The sequence below is a fragment of the Streptomyces sp. SAT1 genome (assembly GCF_001654495.1).
In the GTDB taxonomy this organism is placed as follows: domain Bacteria; phylum Actinomycetota; class Actinomycetes; order Streptomycetales; family Streptomycetaceae; genus Streptomyces; species Streptomyces andamanensis.
The window spans coordinates 1,249,556-1,269,943 of sequence record NZ_CP015849.1 but is presented as its reverse complement, the minus strand read 5'-3'; the positions used below and the strand labels follow the sequence as shown (position 1 = coordinate 1,269,943).

Below are 20,388 nucleotides of genomic sequence, written 5' to 3'. Positions count from 1 at the left end.
TGCCATCGAGGAGGAGGGCTCATGGCTGTACGTGTGGCGATCGCCGGAGCGAGTGGATACGCGGGCGGAGAAGCGCTGCGTCTGCTGCTCGCGCACCCCGGGGTCGAGATCGGTGCCCTGACCGGCAACTCCAACGCGGGCCAACGGCTCGGCGCGCTCCAGCCGCACCTGCTGCCGCTGGCCGACCGGGTGCTCGCGCCCACCACGCCCGAGGCACTGTCCGGCCATGACGTCGTCTTCCTCGCCCTGCCGCACGGCCAGTCCGCTGCCGTCGCCGAGCAGCTCGGCCCGGACGTCCTCGTCATCGACATGGGCGCCGACTTCCGGCTGAAGGACCCGGCCGACTGGGAGCGCTTCTACGGCTCCGCGCACGCCGGCACCTGGCCCTACGGCCTCCCCGAACTCCCCGGTGGCCGCGCCGCGCTGGAGGGGGCCAAGCGCATCGCGGTGCCCGGTTGCTACCCCACCGCCGCCTCCCTCGCCCTGGTCCCCGCCTACGCGGCCGGACTCGTGGAGAACGAGGCCGTGGTCGTCGCCGCCTCCGGCACCTCCGGCGCGGGCAAGGCCCCCAAGGCGCGCCTGCTCGGCTCCGAGGTCATGGGCTCCATGTCCCCCTACGGCGTCGGCGGCGGCCACCGGCACACCCCCGAGATGATGCAGAACCTCGGCGCGGCGGCGGGCGAGCCGGTCACGGTCTCCTTCACCCCGACCCTCGCCCCGATGCCCCGCGGCATCCTCGCCACGTGCAGCGCGAAGGCCCGGGAGGGCGTCGGCGCCGAGCCGGTGCGCGCCGCCTACGAGAAGGCGTACGCCGACGAGCCCTTCGTCCACCTCCTGCCCGAGGGGCAGTGGCCCGCCACCGGCGCGGTCCACGGCTCCAACGCGGTGCAGATCCAGGTGGCGTACGACCCCACCGCGCACCGCGTCATCGCGATCAGCGCCCTGGACAACCTGACCAAGGGCACCGCGGGCGGCGCGGTGCAGAGCATGAACATCGCCCTCGGGCTTGATGAGACCACCGGACTTTCCACGATCGGAGTCGCACCGTGAGCGTCACGGCAGCCAAGGGATTCCAGGCGGCGGGCATCGCCGCCGGGATCAAGGAGAACGGCAACCCGGACCTGGCCCTCGTGGTCAACACCGGGCCGCGCCGCGCCGCCGCGGGCGTCTTCACCGCCAACCGCGTCAAGGCCGCCCCGGTGCTGTGGTCCGAGCAGGTCCTGAAGTCCGGCCGGCTCTCCGCGGTGGTCCTCAACTCCGGCGGCGCCAACGCCTGTACGGGCCCCAAGGGCTTCCAGGACACCCATGCCACCGCCGAGAAGGCCGCCGAGGTGCTCGGTGTCGGCGCCGGCGAGGTCGCCGTCTGCTCCACCGGTCTGATCGGTGTGCTGCTGCCGATGGACAAGCTGCTGCCGGGCGTCGCGACCGCGGCCGCGGCGCTGAGCGAGCACGGTGGCGAGAAGGCCGCCATCGCCATCAAGACCACCGACACGGTGCACAAGACGTCCGTGGTCTCCCGCGAGGGCTGGACGGTGGGCGGCATGGCGAAGGGCGCGGGCATGCTCGCGCCGGGCCTCGCCACCATGCTCGTCGTCCTCACCACCGACGCCGACCTGGACAGCGCCGCCCTGGACCGGGCGCTGCGCGCGGCCACCAAGGTCACCTTCGACCGGGTCGACTCCGACGGCTGCATGTCCACCAACGACACCGTGCTGCTGCTCGCCTCGGGTGCCTCCGGGCTCACCCCGGCCGAGGACGACTTCGCCGACGCCGTGCGCGCCGTCTGCGCCGATCTCGGCCGCCAGCTCATCGGGGACGCCGAGGGCGCCAGCAAGGACATCCAGGTCGAGGTGGTGGGCGCCGCCACCGAGGAGGACGCCGTCGAGGTGGGCCGCTCCATCGCCCGCAACAACCTCCTCAAGTGCGCCCTGCACGGCGAGGACCCCAACTGGGGCCGCGTCCTGTCCGCGATCGGCACCACCAGGGCCGCCTTCGAGCCCGACCGGCTCAATGTCGCCATCAACGGCGTGTGGGTGTGCAAGAACGGCGGCGTGGGCGAGGACCGCGACAAGGTCGACATGCGCTACCGCGAGGTGCACATCGTCGCCGACCTCGCGGCGGGCACCGAGACCGCCACCATCTGGACCAACGACCTCACCGCGGACTACGTCCACGAGAACAGCGCGTACTCCTCATGACCACGACCCGCAGGCACACGGCCCTGCCGAAGGCGAAGATCCTCATCGAGGCGCTGCCCTGGCTGACCCGCCACCACGGCAGGACGGTGGTCATCAAGTTCGGCGGCAACGCGATGGTCGACGAGGAGCTGAAGGCGGCGTTCGCCCAGGACGTGGTGTTCCTGCGGCACGCCGGCCTCAAGCCGGTCGTCGTGCACGGCGGCGGCCCGCAGATCAGCGCGGCCCTGGACCGGCACGGCATCGTCAGCGAGTTCAAGGCGGGCCTGCGCGTCACCAGCGAGGAGGCCATGGACGTCGTACGGATGGTGCTGGCCGGGCAGGTCCAGCGCGAGCTGGTCGGCCTGCTCAACCAGCACGGTCCGCTCGCCGTCGGCCTCACCGGCGAGGACGCGCACACCATCACCGCCACCCGGCACGTCCCCGAGATCGACGGCGAACCGGTCGACATCGGACGGGTCGGGGAGATCACCGCCATCGACACCGGCGCGATCGAGGCCCTGCTCGCCGACGGCCGCATCCCGGTCGTCTCCTCGATCGCCCGCTCCGAGGACGACGGACATGTCTACAACGTCAATGCTGATACGGCGGCTGCGGCACTCGCTGCGGCACTGGGCGCCGAGACCCTCATGGTCCTCACCGACGTCGAGGGCCTCTACGAGGACTGGCCGGACTCCGACGAGGTGATCAGCCGGCTCACCGCGAGCCAGCTGGAGAAGCTGCTGCCCGACCTGTCCGCCGGCATGGTGCCGAAGATGCGGGGCTGTCTGCACGCCGTGCGGGGCGGGGTGAACACCGCCCGCGTCATCGACGGCCGGGTCCAGCACTCGATCCTGCTGGAGATCTTCACCGACGAGGGCATCGGCACGATGGTCGTGCCGGACGAAGAGGGGAAGTCGTGAGCAACGCGGAACTGACCGCCCGCTGGCAGGGCGCGCTGATGAACAACTACGGCACGCCGCGCCTGCCCCTGGTCCGCGGCGCGGGCACCCGGCTGTGGGATGCCGACGGCAAGGAGTACGTGGACTTCGTCGGCGGCATCGCCGTCAACGCGCTCGGCCACGCCCACCCGGCGGTCGTCGAGGCCGTGAGCCGGCAGATCGCCTCGCTCGGCCATGTCTCCAACCTGTTCGTCGCCGAGCCGCCCGTCGCCCTCGCCGAACGGCTCCTCCAGCACTTCGGCCGCGACGGCAAGGTGTTCTTCTGCAACTCCGGCGCCGAGGCCAACGAGGGCGCCTTCAAGATCGGCCGGCTCACCGGGCGCACCGGCATGGTCGCCACCGAGGGCGGTTTCCACGGCCGCACCATGGGCGCCCTGGCGCTGACCGGCCAGCCCGGCAAGCAGGAGCCCTTCCTGCCGCTGCCCGGCGACGTCACCCATGTGCCCTACGGCGACGCGCAGGCGCTGGCCGCCGCGGTCACCGAGGACACCGCGCTGGTGATCATCGAGCCGGTCCAGGGCGAGAACGGCGTGGTCGTCCCGCCCCCCGGCTATCTGAAGGCGGCCCGCGCCATCACCGCCGCCACCGGCGCGCTGCTCGTCCTGGACGAGGTGCAGACCGGCGTCGGCCGCACCGGGCACTGGTTCGAGTACCAGGCCCACGAGGGCGTCCTGCCGGACGTCGTCACCCTCGCCAAGGGGCTGGGCGGCGGGCTGCCGCTCGGCGCGACCGTCGCCTTCGGCCGGGCCGCCGAGCTGCTCCAGCCGGGCCAGCACGGCACCACCTTCGGCGGCAACCCGGTGGCCTGCGCCGCCGGACTCGCCGTCCTGGACACCATCGCCGGCGAAGGGCTGCTGGACAACGTCAAGCGGCAGAGCGAACGGCTGCGCGAGGGCGTCGAGTCCCTCGGCCACCCGCTCGTCGACCACGTCAGGGGCGCGGGCCTGCTCCTGGGTATCGTGCTCACCGGGCCGTACGCGCCGCGGGCGCAGCAGGCGGCCCAGGAGGCCGGCTTCCTCGTGAACGCGCCCGCACCCGACGTCGTCCGGCTGATGCCGCCGCTGAACCTCGGCGACGACGACGTGGACGCGTTCCTGCGGGCGCTGCCCGGCATCCTGGACACCACCGACGGGGACGCATGATCCGGAGAATGGGACGACGATGAGTCAGGCACAGGACCACGGGCACACCGACGCGTCGGGCGCCGGGCCCGCCCTGCCGCAGACCCGCACCGCACGCCACCGCCGGATCGTGGACATCCTCAACCGGCAACCGGTGCGCTCGCAGAGCCAGTTGGCGAAGCTGCTGGCGGACGACGGGCTGAGCGTCACCCAGGCGACGCTCTCCCGCGACCTGGACGAGCTGAACGCGGTGAAGATCCGCAACAACGAGGGCGACCTCATCTACGCGGTCCCCAGCGAGGGCGGCTTCCGCACCCCGCGCGCGCCGCTGGGCGAGTCCGCCAAGGAGGAGCGGATGCGGCGGCTCTCCCAGGAGCTGCTGATCTCGGCGGAGGCGTCGGCGAACCTCGTGGTCCTGCGCACCCCGCCGGGCGCGGCCCAGTTCCTGGCCTCCGCGATCGACCAGGCCGAGCTCCAGGACATCCTGGGCACCATCGCGGGCGACGACACCCTGATGCTGATCAGCCGTGACCCGACCGGCGGCCAGGCGCTCGCCGACCATCTGCTGCGCCTGGCCCAGAACGGCCACTGACCGCCGGTGCCGCTCAGCCCGCCTGCGCGGGCGTGGGCGGCAGCGGCAGCGGGAGCCCCGGCAGCCCGTCCAGGCTGGTGGCGATGTGCTCCTTCTTGGTGAAGTACGCGTCCAGCGACTCGTCGTCCTCGCGGGCGAACCGCCTGCGGTGCAGGTCGCGGTCCTCGTCGTAGGTCATGAAGGGCACCGCGTAGCCGCAGGTGTCCCGGATCAGCGCGGCGTGCACGACGACGATCGCGCGCAGACCGTGCGACGCCGGGTCGATGCCGGGGAAGCGGGCGAGCAGGTCCGTGAAGCGCGGATCGTCGCGGAAGACGGGCTCGCCCCTGCCGTGCACCCGCACGATGTTGGGCGGCCCCTGGAAGGCGCACCACATCAGGGTGATGCGGCCGTTCTCGCGCAGGTGCGCGACGGTCTCCGCGTTGGACCCGGCGAAGTCCAGATAGGCCACGGTGTGCCCGTCGAGCACCGCGAGGGAGCCCTTGAGGCCCTTGGGGGAGAGGTTGACCGTGCCGTCGCCGGAGAGCGGTGCGGTCGCCGTGAAGAAGAGGGGCTGCTCCTCGATGAAGGTGCGCAGCCTGCCGTCGATGCGCTCATACGTCTTTCCCATGTCCACCCATTATCCGGGCAACTCTTTCGACTGTCTAAGGAATTGAGGGCTCCGGAACGCCCCGGCCCCCGCCGGACCGGCCTGCCTCGATTGACTAGCCATGCATGGATCTGCATACTCATGCATACCGAGTACGGCTCGTACACCCACCCTCTCCTTAGGAGCAGCGCAAGTGAGCAGCAACAGCGGTGACGTACGGCTCTGGGGCGGCCGGTTCGCCGACGGACCCGCCGAGGCCCTGGCGAAACTGTCCGCGTCCGTCCACTTCGACTGGCGGCTCGCGCCCTACGACATCGCCGGTTCGCGCGCCCACGCGCGCGTGCTGCACCGGGCGGGCCTGCTCACCGAGGACGAGCTGACCCGGATGACCGCCGGACTCGACCGGCTGGAGGCCGACGTCGCGGACGGCTCCTTCACCGGCACCGTCGCCGACGAGGACGTCCACACCGCCCTGGAGCGCGGCCTCCTGGAGCGCCTCGGCCCCGACCTCGGCGGCAAGCTGCGCGCCGGCCGCTCCCGCAACGACCAGGTCGCCACCCTCTTCCGCATGTACCTGCGCGACCACGCCCGGATCATCGGCGGCCTGGTCGCCGACCTCCAGGACGCGCTGATCGGCCTGGCCGAGGCCCACCCGGACGTGGCGATGCCCGGCCGCACCCACCTCCAGCACGCCCAGCCGGTCCTCTTCGCCCACCATGTGCTCGCCCACGCGCAGTCCCTGTCCCGGGACGCCGAGCGGCTGCGCCAGTGGGACGAGCGGACCGCCGTGTCGCCGTACGGCTCGGGCGCCCTGGCCGGCTCCTCCCTCGGCCTGGACCCCGAGGCGGTCGCCCGCGACCTCGGCTTCGAGCACGGCAGCGCGGCCAACTCCATCGACGGCACCGCCTCGCGCGACTTCGCCGCCGAGTTCGCCTTCGTCACCGCCATGATCGGCGTGAACCTCTCCCGCATCGCCGAGGAGATCATCATCTGGAACACGAAGGAGTTCTCCTTCGTCACGCTGCACGACGCGTTCTCCACCGGCTCCTCGATCATGCCGCAGAAGAAGAACCCCGACATCGCGGAGCTGGCGCGCGGCAAGTCCGGCCGCCTCATCGGCAACCTGACCGGGCTCATGGCCACCCTCAAGGCCCTGCCGCTCGCCTACAACCGCGACCTCCAGGAGGACAAGGAGCCCGTCTTCGACTCCTGCGACCAGCTGGAGGTCCTGCTGCCCGCCTTCACCGGCATGATGGCCACCCTCACTGTCCACCGCGAGCGCATGGAGGAGCTGGCCCCGGCCGGCTTCTCGCTGGCCACCGACATCGCGGAGTGGCTGGTCAAGCAGGGCGTGCCGTTCCGGGTGGCGCACGAGGTCGCCGGCGAGTGCGTGAAGGCCGCCGAGGCCGAGGGCAAGGAGCTGGACGAGCTGACCGACGAGCAGTTCGCCAAGATCTCCGCCCATCTCACCCCCGAGGTGCGCACGGTCCTCGACGTGCCCGGCGCCCTCGCCTCCCGCGACGGCCGCGGCGGCACCGCCCCGAGCGCGGTCGCGGTCCAGCTCGCCGAGATCAAGGCCGACGTGGCCGCCCAGCACGCCTGGGCGGACGCCAGGAAGTAGCCGGTACGTGCCCGGGAGGGCATCGCGGGTACGTTGGTCCGCAGTACGGAGCCGACCCGAACGGAGCCCGCGATGCCCTTCGCGCGACTGGCCGCAGCCACCACCCCCACCTGCCACCTCGGCCTGGGCCTGGCCGCCGTGGGGCGCCCCGGATACATCAACCTGGGCCGGGACCGCGACCTCGGAGCCGACCGCTCCGTGGACGCCCTGCGCGCCCGTACGCACGAACTGCTGGACGCCGCCTACGCCCAGGGTGTGCGCTATCTGGACGCCGCCCGCTCCTACGGCCGCTCCGAGGAGTTCCTCGCCGACTGGCTGCGCGCTCGCCCGGAGATCGACGACGTCGTTGTCGGCAGCAAGTGGGGCTACACCTACACGGCCGACTGGCGCACCGACGCCGCACAGCACGAGGTCAAGGACCACGGCGCGGCCACCTACGCGCGCCAGCGCGCCGAGAGCGCCGCGCTGCTCGGCGACCGGCTCGACCTCTACCAGATCCACTCGGTGACCCCGGACAGCCCCGCCCTGACCGACAAGGAACTGCACGCCCGGCTCGCCGAGTCCGCCGCCTCGGGGCTGACCGTCGGCTTCTCCACCAGCGGCCCCGCCCAGGCCGACGCGATCCGGGCCGCCCTCGCCGTGACCGTGGACGGCGAGCCGCTGTTCCGCACCGTCCAGTCGACGTACAACGCCCTGGAGACCTCCGCCGGGCCCGCCCTCGCCGAGGCGCACGACGCGGGGCTCGCCGTGATCGTCAAGGAGGGCATGGCGAACGGCCGGCTGGCCGGCCCCGACGCGCCCGAGGCCCTGCGCGAGGTGGCCCGGAGCACCGGTTACGGCTGCGACGCGGTCGCCCTCGCCCTGATCCTGCGCCGCCCCTGGGCGGGCGTGGTGCTCTCCGGCGCCGCCACCGTCGACCAGCTCGTCTCCAATCTGCACGCCCCGGCCGTCGACCTGGACGACGAGCAGGCGGCCCGCCTCGACGCCCTGGCCGAGGAGCCGCAGGCGTACTGGCGGCAGCGCGGCCAGCTCCCCTGGCACTGATCTCCCACGGTCCTCTCACGTCCCGCGCACCACGTCTCACGCCCCACGTCCTGCGCCGCGCCCGGCCCGGACCACTGAGACGCGCATGCCGCTCATGAGACATGAATGTCTCATTCGGTGTATGGTTGTCTCATGGCTGTCGATCGTGACCACGTGCTGCGCAGTGCCGCGGCCCTGCTGACCCGTAAGTCCACCGCGACGATGGACGAGGTCGCCAGGGCCGCCGGCATCAGCCGCGCCACGCTGCACCGGCACTTCGCCGGACGTGACGCGCTCGTACGGGCACTGGAGGCGCTCGGCATCCAGGAGTGCGAGGCCGCGCTGGACGCGGCCCGCCCGGACGAGGGGCCCGCGCGGGACGCGGTGCACCGGCTGGTCCGCGCGATCGAGCCCGCGGCCGGCCTGCTGGCCTTCCTCTACACCGAGAACCAGCTGTTCGAGGGCGGGGAGGTGAACGCGGGCTGGGCCCGGATCGACGAGCGGATCGAGACCCTGTTCCGGCGCGGCCAGGACAGCGGGGAGTTCCGCATCGACCTCACCCCGGCCTGGCTCACCGAGGCACTGTTCGGCCTGCTGGCCTCCGCCGCCTGGGCGGTGACCGAGGGCCGCGTGGCCCCCAAGGACTTCACGTACATGACGGTCGAGCTGCTGCTCGGCGGCGCACTGCGCGCGGACGCACCACGGAGAGAGGAACCATGACCAGCACCCTGCGGCCGGCCCGCACGACGGAGACGGAGAAGCGACCGGGCCGCTGGCTCGCGCTCGGCGTCCTCGTCCTGGCCGTGCTGCTGGTGGCCGTCGACGCGACCGTCCTCGGTCTCGCGACCCCGTACATCAGTGAGGACCTCAAGCCCTCCGGCACCCAGCTGCTGTGGATAGGCGACGTCTACTCGTTCGTCATCGCCGGTCTGCTCGTCTCCATGGGCAGCCTCGGCGACCGCATCGGACGCAAGCGCATCCTGCTCTGCGGCGCCGTCGCCTTCGGCCTGATCTCCGTGCTCAACGCCTACGCGACCTCGCCGGAACTGATGATCCTGGCACGGGCGCTGCTCGGTGTCGCCGGTGCCACCCTGATGCCGGCCACGCTCGCCCTGATCCGCAACCTCTTCCACGACCCGCGCGAGCGCAGCCTCGCGGTCGGCATCTGGGGCGCGGCCGCCTCGGCGGGCATGGCCGTGGGTCCCATCGTCGGCGGGTTCCTGCTCGAACACTTCTGGTGGGGCTCGGTCTTCCTGATCAATCTGCCGGTGATGGCCGTGCTGGTGTTGGTCGGCATCCGGCTGCTGCCCGAGTCCCGCAACCCGGACCCGGGCCCCTGGGACCTGGCCAGCGTCATGCTGTCACTGGTCGGCATGATCGCCACCGTGTACGCGGTCAAGGAGGCCGCGGCGCACGGGTTCACCTGGCCGGTCCTCGGCGCGGGCCTGCTCGGCGTGGCCGGGCTGTACGGCTTCGTCCGCCGCCAGCTCACGATGCCCGTGCCGCTGCTGGACATGCGGCTGTTCCGCAGCCGCGGCTTCAGCGGTGCCGTCCTCGCCGACCTGCTGACCGTCCTCGGCATGTCCGGGCTGGTCTTCTTCCTCTCCCAGTATCTGCAACTGGTCCAGGGCAGGCGGCCGTTCGAGGCGGGCCTGGCCGAGCTGCCGGCCGCCGTCGGCGCGGTGGCGGCCGGTCTGGTGGCGGGCACCGCGGCCCGGCGCTTCTCGGTGCGGGCGGTGGTCTCCGGCGGACTGGCCGCCGTCGGCCTGTCCCTGGCCGCGCTGACCACGCTCAGCGGCGCGACCGGCTATCCGCTGCTGGGCGCGGCACTGCTGGTGGTCGGCGTCGGCGCCGGACTCTCCTTCACCGTGACCGCCGACGTGATCCTCTCCAGCGTGCCCAAGGACCAGGCGGGCGCCGCCTCGGCGGTCTCGGAGACGGCGTACGAACTCGGCGCGGCCCTGGGCATCGCCCTGCTCGGCTCCATCGTGACCGCCGCCTACCGCGGCTTCACCGGCCCGGCGGGCACACCCCCGCAGGCCCACGAGTCGCTGGGCGGCGCCGTGGAGGCGGCGGCCGGCCTGCCCGCCCCCACCGCCGAGGCCCTGCTGTCCGCGGCCCGCGACTCCTTCGTCCACGGCCTCCACCTGGCCTCGGGCGCGGGCGCGGCCGTCCTGCTGACAGCCGCGGCGGCAGCGTGGTTCCTCCTGAAGAACCAGAAACTCTGACCACTCCGACGAGGAGCGGCGCGCCCCGAAAGGGGCGCGGGGAACGGCGCGAACAACCCCCACACACCCGCACCCGGCGGCGAACCGCACCCCCTACGGCGCCCACCCGCCCGATCGCCGAAGGCTCACGCCGCCTTCGCCTTGGTGGCGTACATGTCCACGTACTCCTGCCCCGACAACCGCATGACCTCGGTCATCACCGAGTCCGTCACCGCCCGCAGCACATACCGGTCACGGTCCATGCCCTCGTAGCGGGAGAACTCCATCGGCTCACCGAAGCGCACGGTGACCTTGCCCGGCCGGGGCAGCCCCGTGCCGCCCGGCTGGAGCTTGTCGGTGCCGATCATGGCGAACGGCACGACGGGCGCCCCGGTCATCAGCGTCAGCCGCGCGATACCGGTGCGCCCCCGGTACAGCCGCCCGTCGGGGGAGCGCGTGCCCTCGGGGTAGATGCCGAAGATCTTCTGCTCCTCCAGCACCCGGCGGCCGGTCATCAGCGCGGCCACCCCGCCCCGGCCGCCGTCGCGGTCGACCGGGATCATGCCGACACCGGTGAAGAACCAGGCCATCAGCCGGCCCTTGAACCCCTTGCCCGTGACGTACTCGTCCTTGCCGATGAAGAAGACCTGCCGGTCGCAGACGACCGGCAGGATCATCGAGTCGATGAACGTCAGGTGGTTGCCCGCCAGGATGACCGGACCGTCGCCGGGAATGCGCTCCGCGCCCTCCACTCGCATGCGGAACATCAGGCGCATGATCGGACCGAGCACTGCCTTGATGAACGCGAAGCGGGACAACGGGCCCTCCGGTGCCAAGGGATGCGGTATGTGTCTGTGCAGGTGAGGACGATACTCGCGGCACGGCCCGGAATGCACATCGGGCGCACCACCTCTTACCCACTGTTGACGTGCGTTCACCTGCGCGGGAGTCGTGTTGCGACGCGGTGAACGGCGTACGGCGGTGTGACCGAGGTTACGGGGTGTCATCCCGCGTCACCCGCGTGTTCCGCTCGGCGTCTCCCGTCCGTCACCCCCTCCCCCCTACGATCGGCGCGCACCGACGGGACGAGACCAGGAGGCGGTTCATGGGCAGGCAGCAGCCGGAACGGCAGGCGGACACGCGCGAGTCCGGCGAGCGCACGGGCGGGGCCGGGCGCCGGGCGCTGCTCGGCGCGGCGGTGCTCGGCGCCGGCGGAGCGGTCCTCGGCATGCCGGGCACGGCGAGCGCCGCGCAGGGCGGACCGGAGCGGGGCGCGGCCGCGCGGCCGGCCGGCCACCGGGGCGGCCTGAAGAGCCTGCCCGTGCCCACGGTCATCGGCCACCGGGGCGCCAGCGGCTACCGGCCCGAGCACACCTTCGGCTCCTACGAGCTCGCCCTCGACCTCGGCGCCCATGTCGTCGAGGCCGGCGACCTGGTGCCCACCCGCGACGGCCACCTCGTGTGCCGGCACGAGCCGGAGATCGGCGGCACCACGGACGTCGCCGACCACCCGGAGTTCGCCGGCCGGAAGACCACCAAGGTGCTCGACGGGGTGCCCACCACCGGCTGGTTCACCGAGGACTTCACCCTCGCCGAGCTGAAGCGGCTGCGCGCGGTCGAGCGCATCCCGGCCAACCGCCCGCACAACACCCTCTACAACGGGCGCTGGGAGATCCCCACCTTCGAAGAGGTCCTGAAGTGGCAGGACGAGCAGACCCGGCGCCGCGGCCGGCAGGTGTGGATCTACCCCGAGACCAAGCACCCCACCTACTTCCGCAAGCTGGGCCTCGGCCTGGAGGAGCGGGTGGCGAAGCTGCTGCGCAAGTACGGCAAGGACGGCCGGAACTCGCCGGTCATCCTCCAGTCCTTCGAGCCGACCAGCATCCAGCGGCTCAACCGGCTCGTCGACAACCCGCTGGCCGTGCTGCTGTCGGACGCGGGCAGCCGCCCGTACGACTTCGTCGAGGCGGGCGACCCGCGCACGGTCGCCGACCTCATCACCCCCAAGGGCCTGCGGGAGATCGCCGGCTACGCGCAGGGCATCGGCCCGACCGTGGACCTGATCATCCCCAAGGAGGCCGACGGCAACCTCGGCCGGCCCAGCACGCTGGTGCGCGACGCGCACGCCGTGGGCCTGGTCCTGCACCCCTACACCATGCGCAACGAGAACCCGTTCCTGCCGCCGAAGTTCCGCAAGGGCACCGCCAAGGACGCCTACGGCGACTCCTTCGGACTGTTCCAGGCGTACTTCGCGACCGGTATCGACGGCATCTTCACCGACAACGCGGACACCGGCCTCCTCGCCCGCGAGGACTTCCTGGCCGGACGGTCCGTCAACCGCTGAGCCGCCCCGCCCTCGTCGGTGTGAACGCAGGCCGTCCCGGCAACCCGCCGCCGGGGCGGCCGCGTCGTGCCGCATATGACAGACGACCTGCTCGCCGCCCTGCGTCCCCTGCTCGTCGCCGAGGCATCGGCGGAGGCACATGCCGCCGGTACGGAACCCGGCGACCTGGAACAGGCGGTCTGGCTCAGGCTGCTGGAGCATCTGGAGGCGGACGGGCCGCCACGCGACCCCGGGGGCTGGCTGCGCCGCGCGGTCCGCTCCGAGGCGCGCAGGACGCGACGCACCGTCAGCATCGAGCGGCCGTACGGCCCGGAGCCCGCCGACGACAGCGAGCGCGGCCCCGAACCCATGGCGCTGGCCGCCGCGCGGGAGCGCGCCCTGCGCGAGGCGGTGCGCCGGCTGCCCGGCCGCTGCCCCCGGCTGCTGGAGGCGCTGCTGTCCCCGCGGGACCTCACCTACCGGGAGATCGCGGGGGAGTTGGGTATCTCACAGGGCAGTCTGGGACCGGAACGTTCCAGATGTCTGGGATGTCTGCGGCGTTTGCTGGCACCGGAGGTTGCGGCGCGACAAGCCCGGGGATAGGAGTGGGGGACGACAGGTGATCAGGTGAGCGGGAGGCGTGCGCACATGGGCATGAGCGTGACCATCTCGGAGGCGGCCGAGCAGGACGCGGAGCAGATCTTGAAGCTCCAGTACCTGTGCTTCCAGAGCGAGGCGGCGCTGTACGGCAACTACCGCATCGACCCGCTCGTCGAGACCCTGGACGCGCTGCGCCACGAGGTCGCCGCCGAGTGCGTCTTCGTGGCCCGTCTCGGCGACGAGGTGGTCGGCTCGGTGCGCGGGCGGGTGACCGAGGACGGCGCCGCCGACATCGGCAAGCTCTGCGTCCACCCCCGCCTCCAGGGGCACGGCATCGGCGCCCGGCTGCTCGGCGCGGTCGAGGCGGCGCTGGCCGAGGAGCGCCAGGTCACCCGGTTCCGGCTGCACACCGGCCGCCGCAGCGAGGGCAACCTGCGGCTGTACCGGCGCGTCGGCTACCGCACGGTGGGTGCCTTCGACGCCCCCGACGGCGTCCCGATGATCCGCCTGGAGAAGGCGGCCGGCACCTACGTGGCGACCGCCTAGGACAGATCCTGGCCGCCCGGGACGGGGCGGCGCCGGCGGTTCAGGCGGTGGCCGCCCGCTCCTGCCTGCGGGCCTTGCGCAGCCAGTACAGGGCCGACAGCGGGAGCAGCACCGGGATGAAGAGGTATCCGGCGCCGTAGTCGGACCACACGGTCGCGTCCGGGAACGCGGACGGTTCGGCCAGCGTCCAGGTCCCGACGGTCAGTACGCCCACCAGTTCGGCGGCGCAGCACGCCAGCGCCGCCGTGCGGGCCTTCTCGCCGCCGCGCACCAGCGAGTACGTGATGAAGCCGTAGACCAGGCCCGCCACCGCCGACAGTGAGTACGCCAGCGGCGCCCGGCCGAAGTCGGTCGCGATCTGGTAGGCGGAGCGGGACACCGCGCCGACGACCATCACGCCGTACAGCCAGACGAGCAGGATGCCCGGCCCGCTGATCAGCCGGGCCCGCGCGAGCCCGGTCCGCTGCTGCCCGGTCCGCTTCTCCTCGGCGGTGCTCATCTCAGCCTCCCCAGATGTCGTAGAGCCGTACTTCCAGGACGGCGAGGACCACACCGCCGGCCGCCACCGTCACCGAACCCCAGCGGGTGCGCTCCGTCAGCGACATGAACCCGGCCGCCGGGACGCAGGCGAAGGCGCCCAGCAGATACGCCACGAAGATCGTCGTCCCCTGGTCCGGCTTCTCGCCCCGCGCCAGCGCCACGATCCCGATCACCAGCTGGACCAGGGCCAGCAGCGTGACCACGGCCATGCCGATGAAGTGCCAGTCCTTCGTCGGCTGGTCACGGTGGGCGGCCCAGCCGCACCAGGCGGCGAGCAGCAACGCGGCGACGCCGGTCACCAGCGTCAGGGCAGCAAGCATGCTGTGACCCTATTACGGGGCGAAGACCCCACCGCGCCCGCCCCGGCGCCCCCGCCCCGGGCCGGTTCCTGCGCCTCGCCCGCGCGGCCGTGGCATTGGCCACAGCCCACCGGGCGCACCGGCCCGCACGCCGTCCCGCTTCATCCCCGGCCGGGCCTGTCCCCGCTGGTCACAGGCGTGCGCCGGGCCCGATCCGGTCGCCGCCGCGGGGCGTCCATGAACGTCCACGATGCGGACCGGGGTGCCGTGTCGGCAGCGTCGGTCTGGTTTACTGATCGCATGACCACGACGAGCTGCCGCATCCCTGCGACCGAGGCGACGATGACGCCCGGTGCTCGTTGTATGTGTCCCGCGCGTCGAATGTGCGCCTTCTAGAGGGCCCCTGCACCACCTGAGCCTCGCGCCCCGAAGCGAGCGCCCGCTCCTGTCCCCGCCCGCCCCGGGCGCGGACGGCCGAGCCCGCGCCCCCGTGCGCACGTTTCCCCCGCCCGAAGCGGGGCAAGTGCCGCGTTCCGGCCGCACCCGACCATGAACGCCGTGCCCGGCGCCAACGACGCGCCGCGCACTCGACAGTGACGGAAACACTCGTGATCACCACATCGGGCCTCACCAAGGTCTACCGCTCACGCGGACGCGAGGTCACCGCCCTCGACGGCGTCGACCTGCACGTCCGCGAAGGCGAGGTGTACGGCGTCATCGGCCAGTCCGGCGCCGGCAAGTCCTCGCTGATCCGCTGCGTCAACCTGCTGGAGCGGCCCACCTCCGGCACGGTCACCGTCGCGGGGCAGGACCTCACCGCCCTCGCCGGCCGCGGACCGCGGGCCGGCAAGGAGCTGCGCCGGGCGCGCAGCCGGATCGGCATGGTCTTCCAGCACTTCAACCTGCTGTCCTCGCGCACCGTGCGGGACAACGTCGAACTGCCCCTGGAGATCCTCGGCAGGTCCGGCAAGGACCGCACCCGCCGGGCGCTCGAACTGCTCGACCTGGTCGGCCTCGCCGACAAGGCCGGGGCCTACCCCGCCCAGCTCTCCGGCGGCCAGAAGCAGCGCGTCGGCATCGCCCGCGCCCTGGCCGGCGACCCCAAGGTGCTGCTCTCCGACGAGGCCACCAGCGCGCTCGACCCGGAGACCACCCGCTCCATCCTCCAGCTGCTGCGCGACCTGAACCAGCAGCTCGGCCTGACCGTCCTGCTGATCACCCACGAGATGGACGTCGTGAAGTCGGTCTGCGACTCCGCCGCGCTGATGGAGCGGGGCCGCGTCGTCGAGTCCGGCACCGTGAGCGAACTGCTCGCCACCCCCGGCTCCCGGCTCGCCGCCGCGCTGTTCCCGGTGGGCGGCGAGGCCACCGGCGAGGAGCGCACCGTCCTGGACGTCACCTTCCACGGCGAGGCCGCCACCCAGCCGGTCGTCTCCCAGCTGTCCCGTACCTACAACATCGACATATCGATCCTCGGCGCCGCCATCGACACCGTCGGCGGTCTCCAGGTCGGCCGGATGCGCATCGAACTGCCGGGCCGCTACGAGGACAACGTCGTACCGGTCGGCTTCCTGCGCGAGCAGGGCCTCCAGATCGACGTCGTCGGCCAGGCCGACCCGCTGGTGAAGGAAGGCGTCCGATGACCTGGTCCGAGATGCACCCGCTGCTGACCCAGGCGTGTTGGGACACGCTCTACATGGTCGGCTGGTCCACGCTGATCGCCGTCGTCGGCGGCCTCCCGCTCGGCGTCCTGCTGGTCCTCACCGACCGGGGCGGCCTGCTCCAGAACCTCCTCGCCAACAAGGTGATCGGCCAGGTGGTGAACGTCGCCCGCTCGATGCCGTTCATCATCCTCATCGTCGCCCTGCTGGACTTCACCCGCTGGATCACCGGGACCACCATCGGCCGCGACGCCGCCATCGTGCCGCTGGCCATCGGCGCCATCCCGTTCTTCGCCCGGCTGGTGGAGACCTCCGTGCGCGAGGTGGACGGCGGACTCGTCGAGGCCGTGCAGTCCATGGGCGGCAACACCTGGACGGTCGTGCGCAAGGTCCTCGTGCCCGAGTCGCTGCCGTCCCTGATCTCCGGTACCACGACCACGGTCGTCGCCCTCATCGGCTACACCGCGATGGCCGGCACGGTCGGCGCCGGCGGCCTCGGCGACATCGCCATCCGCTACGGCTACCAGCGCTTCGAGACCCAGCTGATGTGGATCACCGTCGGCATCCTCGCCGTGGTCATCTCGCTCATCCAGTTCGCCGGCGACTTCGCCGCCCGCTTTCTGCACCGGCGCGGCGGCCGTTCCGGACCGGCGCCCCGGCTGCGGCTGCTGCGCTCCGGCGGCTCCTCGACGGCCGACGTGAGCAAAGCGGCCTGACCCGCAGCCGCCCCCGCCCCTGCCCCCGTACTCGTACCCGGACTCCCCGTTCACCCCCTACGGGGCCGCACCACCCAAGGAAAGGCACTTTTCGTGCGTAACACCGCCAAGATCACCTCTGCCGTCCTGGCCGCCGGAGCCCTCACCCTCGGGCTCACCGCCTGCGGAGGCTCCGACTCCGACTCGGGCAAGAGCGACGCGAACGCCACGCTGACCGTCGCCGCCACGCCCACCCCGCAGGGCGAGATCCTCACCTACGTCAAGGACCACCTCGCGCAGAAGGCCGGCCTCAAGCTGGAGGTCAAGGAGTTCACGGACTACGTGACCCCCAACACCGCCGTCCAGCAGGGCCAGGTCGACGCCAACTACTTCCAGCACAAGCCGTACCTCGACGACTTCAACAAGAAGAACGGCACCGACGTCGTCCCGGTCCCCGGCGGCACCGTGCACCTGGAACCGCTCGGCGTCTACTCCAAGACCTATAAGAAGCTCACGGACCTCAAGCAGGGCGCCAGCATCGCGCTGCCCAACGACACCACCAACGAGGCCCGCGCGCTCAAGCTCCTGGAGGCCAACGGCCTGCTCAAGCTGAAGGCGGGCGCCGGGTACGAGGCGACCCCCAAGGACGTCACCGACAACCCCAAGGGCCTGAAGTTCAAGGAGCTGGAGGCGGCCCAGCTGCCCCGCTCCCTCGGCGACGTGGACGCCGCGGTGATCAACGGCAACTACGCCCTGGAGGCCAAGCTCAGCCCGGCCAAGGACGCGCTGGCCGCCGAGTCCGCCAAGGGCAACCCGTACGCCAACTTCCTCGCCGTGAAGAAGGGCAACGAGGACGACCCGCGGGTCAAGAAGCTCGCCAAGCTTCTCACCTCGCCCGAGGTCAAGAAGTTCATCGAGGACAAGTACGACGGCGCCGTCGTCCCGGCGTTCTGATCCGTCCCGGCACCGTCGCACCCGGGGTCCGCTTTCCGCACAGGGGGCGGACCCCGTGGTGCGTCCGGGGGCGCCGATGCTGCATGCTGGGCAGTTCAGCAGGCCCTGACGGTATTTCCGAAGGTTACGGAGCGGCGCCATGACTAGCACCTTCCCCAACATCTCCATCAGCACGGAGCGGTTGGTGCTGCGCCCCCTCGACGAGGACGACGTCCCCGCGCTGGCCGCGATGATGAACGACGAACAGGTCGCGGCCTGGACCGACATCCCCCAGCCCTTCACCGAGGCGTCCGCCCGCCACTGGATCGGCCGCTACGCCCCCGCCGAACGCACCGCGGGCCGCGGGCTCGACCTCGCGGTCACCGAGTTCCTCACCCAGCGCCTGGTCGGCGTCGTCCAGCTGGCCAAGACCGACTGGCACGTCCGCGCCACCGAACTCTCGTACATCATCGCCCCCTGGGCGCGCGGCGAGGGCTACGCCTCCGAAGCCGCCCTGGCCACCGCCCAGTGGCTCTTCGGCGACCAGAAGTTCGAACGCATCGAACTGCGCACCGCCGCCGACAACACCGCCTCCCAGCAGGTCGCCCAGAAGATCGGCTGTATCAGCGAGGGCGTGCTGCGCAACGCCTGCATAGCCCACCTGCGCACCCAGGACGGCACCTGGACCGACGTACGCACCGACTTCATCGTGTGGAGCCTGCTGCCGGAGGACCTGGACGGCACCGACGAGGAACTCGCCGACAGCAGCGGTTTCACGTCGTTCCCGGACTGGAACTGACCCGGCCGCGCCGCACCGCCCCGCCGCCCACCGCGCGGTCCCGGCGCCGCACCAGGTAACCTCACGGAGCCCGCACACGGGCGTCGCCCGTGACGACCCGCTTCACCCCCTGGAGACTGACAACGATGGCCGACCGGGTCACGGTGATCGGCTGGGACGGTACGCCGCTGACCGAGGCGGCGCGCGGCGCGCTCGGCGCCGCCACCCTCGTGGCGGGCGCGGCGCACCACCTGGCGCTCCCTGAAGTACCCCCCGCCGCCGAGCGCATCCGCCTCGGCAGCGTCGCCCTGGCCGCCCGCCGCATCGCCGGGCACCGCGGCACCGCCGTCGTCCTCGCCGACGGCGACCCCGGCTTCTTCGGCGTCGTCCGCACGCTGCGCGACCCCGAGTTCGGCCTGGAGGTCGAGGTCGCCCCCGCCGTCTCCTCGGTGGCCGCCGCCTTCGCCCGCGCCGGCATGCCCTGGGACGACGCCCAGGTGGTCGTCGCCCACAAACGCACCCTGCGCCGCGCGGTGAACGTATGCCGTGCCCACACCAAGGTCGCCGTACTGACCGCACCCGGCGCCGGTCCCGCCGAACTGGGCCTGCTTCTCGACGGGGTGCACCGCACCTTCGTCATCTGCGAGGAACTGGGCACCGCGCGCGAACAGGTCACCGTCGTCACCTCCGACAAGGCCGCCGACCACACCTGGCGCGACCCGAACGTCGTCATTGTCATCGGCGGAATCGGCGGAATCGGCGGCAACGGCGGCAACGGGGGCCGCACCGGCGCCGGGGACGGCGGCTGGATCGCCGGACGCGACCCGGCCGACCCGGTGCGCGGCTGGACCCGGCCCGCCGACGCCTACGACGGACCCCTCGGCGAGGGCGAGACCGAGCTGCTGCGCGCCGCGCAACTGGCCCGGCTCGGCCCGCGCGTCGGCGACCTCGTGTGGGACATCGGCTGCGGCAGCGGCGCGTTCGCCACCGAGGCCGCGCGCGCCGGCGCCGCCGTCATCGCCGTCGACCGCGATCCGGACGCCTGCGCCCGCACCGAGGCCGCCGCCCGCCGCTTCGGCGTCCAGGTGCAGGTGGTCCTCGGCACCGCCCCGCACGTCCTGGAGAACCTGCCCGAACCGGACGTCGTACGGGTCGGCGGCGGGGGAGCGGCCGTCGTCGACGCGGCCGCCGACCGGCGCCCGCAGCGCATCGTCGCGCACGCCGCCAACCGCGACACGGCCGAACGCGTCGGCCGCGGCCTGACCGAGCACGGGTACCAGGTCGAGTGCGCCCTGCTCCAGGCCGTCGAACTCGACACCCGCGCCTGGACGGAGACGGAGCGGAGCGTCGCGTTCCTGCTCAGCGGGGTCGCGGACCACGCCCCGTGATCGGATTGTCGGACCGCGCGCGGTAGGCTGGCCGATCGTTGTACCGCACTGGGGGCTCCGGAGCTTCGTTCTCAATGTCCGGAAAACCCACCCGTTGTGCGGGGGGTGCGGTACGGCACAACCGGAGGACGCGCAACGTGGCGCAGTCCACAGCGGGCCATGGCGGAAGACGCTGTCACGGCGGGCGGACGACCGCGACAATGCCACTCAATGGCTTTGTCGCCTTTTTTGGGTGGGTCGTTCGTGCCGCCGGGCACGGACGCTCGTTCTTCACTGGGGGGCGGTCGGTGCGCCGTTCCCGGTGAGCTGGTCGTAGGAGCACTAACCGATGGGCGA

General features: G+C 72.3%; 21 protein-coding genes. 17 read left to right on the top strand and 4 right to left on the bottom strand.

Going from position 1 to position 20,388, the window contains the following annotated elements:
* Positions 1–21 precede the first annotated feature (21 nt).
* Genes argC through A8713_RS05500 form a run of 5 tightly spaced genes read left to right on the top strand, consistent with a single transcriptional unit; the run spans position 22 to position 4,849 of the window.
* On the top strand, positions 22–1,050 hold the full coding sequence (gene argC, locus A8713_RS05520) for an N-acetyl-gamma-glutamyl-phosphate reductase (RefSeq protein WP_064531769.1): 1,029 nt from the start codon (positions 22–24) through the stop codon (positions 1,048–1,050).
* Entirely contained in the window at positions 1,047–2,198 is a 1,152-nt protein-coding gene (gene argJ / locus A8713_RS05515; protein WP_064531767.1) for a bifunctional glutamate N-acetyltransferase/amino-acid acetyltransferase ArgJ, read from the top strand. Before argC ends, argJ begins: the two co-directional genes overlap by 4 nt.
* Positions 2,195–3,097, top strand: a complete 903-nt coding sequence (gene argB, locus A8713_RS05510; protein ID WP_064531765.1) for an acetylglutamate kinase — start codon at positions 2,195–2,197, stop codon at positions 3,095–3,097. Before argJ ends, argB begins: the two co-directional genes overlap by 4 nt.
* Positions 3,094–4,278 carry an acetylornithine transaminase gene (locus A8713_RS05505; RefSeq protein ID WP_064531763.1) on the top strand — a complete coding sequence of 395 codons (1,185 nt, stop codon included), beginning with the start codon at positions 3,094–3,096 and terminating at the stop codon, positions 4,276–4,278. The genes argB and A8713_RS05505 overlap by 4 nt, the downstream gene beginning before the upstream one ends.
* Positions 4,279–4,297: 19 nt before the next feature.
* On the top strand, positions 4,298–4,849 hold the full coding sequence (locus A8713_RS05500; RefSeq protein ID WP_018570281.1) for an arginine repressor: 552 nt from the start codon (positions 4,298–4,300) through the stop codon (positions 4,847–4,849).
* Between the two features lie 13 nt (positions 4,850–4,862).
* On the opposite strand, the gene A8713_RS05495 is transcribed toward A8713_RS05500, so the two are convergent.
* Entirely contained in the window at positions 4,863–5,459 is a 597-nt protein-coding gene (locus A8713_RS05495) for a pyridoxamine 5'-phosphate oxidase family protein (RefSeq protein WP_064531762.1), read from the bottom strand.
* 172 nt (positions 5,460–5,631) lie between these two features.
* Between A8713_RS05495 and argH the strand changes: the two genes are divergently transcribed.
* The 4 genes from argH (at position 5,632) to A8713_RS05475 (ending at position 10,310) form a co-directional block, all read left to right on the top strand.
* Positions 5,632–7,059, top strand: coding sequence for an argininosuccinate lyase (gene argH / locus A8713_RS05490; RefSeq protein ID WP_064531760.1), 1,428 nt, complete (start codon positions 5,632–5,634; stop codon positions 7,057–7,059).
* 72 nt (positions 7,060–7,131) lie between these two features.
* Positions 7,132–8,103, top strand: coding sequence for an aldo/keto reductase (locus A8713_RS05485; RefSeq protein ID WP_064531758.1), 972 nt, complete (start codon positions 7,132–7,134; stop codon positions 8,101–8,103).
* A 132-nt stretch (positions 8,104–8,235) separates the two neighbouring features.
* Positions 8,236–8,802 (top strand): TetR/AcrR family transcriptional regulator, encoded by a 567-nt coding sequence (locus A8713_RS05480; protein ID WP_237305307.1) that lies wholly within the window; start codon positions 8,236–8,238, stop codon positions 8,800–8,802.
* Positions 8,799–10,310: an MFS transporter gene (locus A8713_RS05475; RefSeq protein ID WP_064531754.1), complete on the top strand. Its 1,512-nt coding sequence runs from the start codon at positions 8,799–8,801 to the stop codon at positions 10,308–10,310. The genes A8713_RS05480 and A8713_RS05475 overlap by 4 nt, the downstream gene beginning before the upstream one ends.
* Before the next feature lie 125 nt (positions 10,311–10,435).
* Here A8713_RS05475 and A8713_RS05470 read toward each other — a convergent pair whose 3' ends face one another.
* Entirely contained in the window at positions 10,436–11,107 is a 672-nt protein-coding gene (locus tag A8713_RS05470) for a lysophospholipid acyltransferase family protein (RefSeq protein ID WP_064531753.1), read from the bottom strand.
* 287 nt (positions 11,108–11,394) lie between these two features.
* On the opposite strand from A8713_RS05470, the gene A8713_RS05465 reads away from it, so the two are divergent.
* From A8713_RS05465 to A8713_RS05455, 3 genes are all read left to right on the top strand, one after another.
* Positions 11,395–12,633 (top strand): glycerophosphodiester phosphodiesterase, encoded by a 1,239-nt coding sequence (locus tag A8713_RS05465; protein ID WP_064531750.1) that lies wholly within the window; start codon positions 11,395–11,397, stop codon positions 12,631–12,633.
* Between the two features lie 75 nt (positions 12,634–12,708).
* Complete coding sequence (locus A8713_RS05460) at positions 12,709–13,215, top strand: RNA polymerase sigma factor (protein WP_064531748.1); 507 nt, start codon at positions 12,709–12,711, stop codon at positions 13,213–13,215.
* Positions 13,216–13,260: 45 nt separating this feature from the next.
* Entirely contained in the window at positions 13,261–13,758 is a 498-nt protein-coding gene (locus A8713_RS05455; RefSeq protein WP_064531746.1) for a GNAT family N-acetyltransferase, read from the top strand.
* Positions 13,759–13,798: 40 nt separating this feature from the next.
* On the opposite strand, the gene A8713_RS05450 is transcribed toward A8713_RS05455, so the two are convergent.
* Together A8713_RS05450 and A8713_RS05445 are read right to left on the bottom strand one after the other, a co-directional pair.
* Entirely contained in the window at positions 13,799–14,257 is a 459-nt protein-coding gene (locus tag A8713_RS05450) for a hypothetical protein (protein WP_064531744.1), read from the bottom strand.
* A 1-nt stretch (position 14,258) separates the two neighbouring features.
* Positions 14,259–14,618 (bottom strand): hypothetical protein, encoded by a 360-nt coding sequence (locus tag A8713_RS05445; protein WP_026252937.1) that lies wholly within the window; start codon positions 14,616–14,618, stop codon positions 14,259–14,261.
* A 587-nt stretch (positions 14,619–15,205) separates the two neighbouring features.
* Here A8713_RS05445 and A8713_RS05440 point away from each other — a divergent pair.
* The 5 genes from A8713_RS05440 to cbiE all read left to right on the top strand — a co-directional run bounded on the left by A8713_RS05440 (position 15,206) and on the right by cbiE (position 20,052).
* Positions 15,206–16,240 (top strand): methionine ABC transporter ATP-binding protein, encoded by a 1,035-nt coding sequence (locus A8713_RS05440; RefSeq protein ID WP_064531742.1) that lies wholly within the window; start codon positions 15,206–15,208, stop codon positions 16,238–16,240.
* On the top strand, positions 16,237–16,974 hold the full coding sequence (locus tag A8713_RS05435; protein ID WP_064531741.1) for a methionine ABC transporter permease: 738 nt from the start codon (positions 16,237–16,239) through the stop codon (positions 16,972–16,974). Before A8713_RS05440 ends, A8713_RS05435 begins: the two co-directional genes overlap by 4 nt.
* Before the next feature lie 93 nt (positions 16,975–17,067).
* Positions 17,068–17,907, top strand: a complete 840-nt coding sequence (locus tag A8713_RS05430) for a MetQ/NlpA family ABC transporter substrate-binding protein (RefSeq protein ID WP_064531739.1) — start codon at positions 17,068–17,070, stop codon at positions 17,905–17,907.
* A gap of 139 nt (positions 17,908–18,046) precedes the next feature.
* Positions 18,047–18,685, top strand: coding sequence for a GNAT family N-acetyltransferase (locus tag A8713_RS05425; protein WP_026252936.1), 639 nt, complete (start codon positions 18,047–18,049; stop codon positions 18,683–18,685).
* A gap of 125 nt (positions 18,686–18,810) precedes the next feature.
* A complete protein-coding gene (gene cbiE, locus A8713_RS05420; RefSeq protein ID WP_064531736.1) occupies positions 18,811–20,052 on the top strand; it encodes a precorrin-6y C5,15-methyltransferase (decarboxylating) subunit CbiE in 1,242 nt (413 codons plus the stop codon).
* Positions 20,053–20,388: the final 336 nt, after the last annotated feature.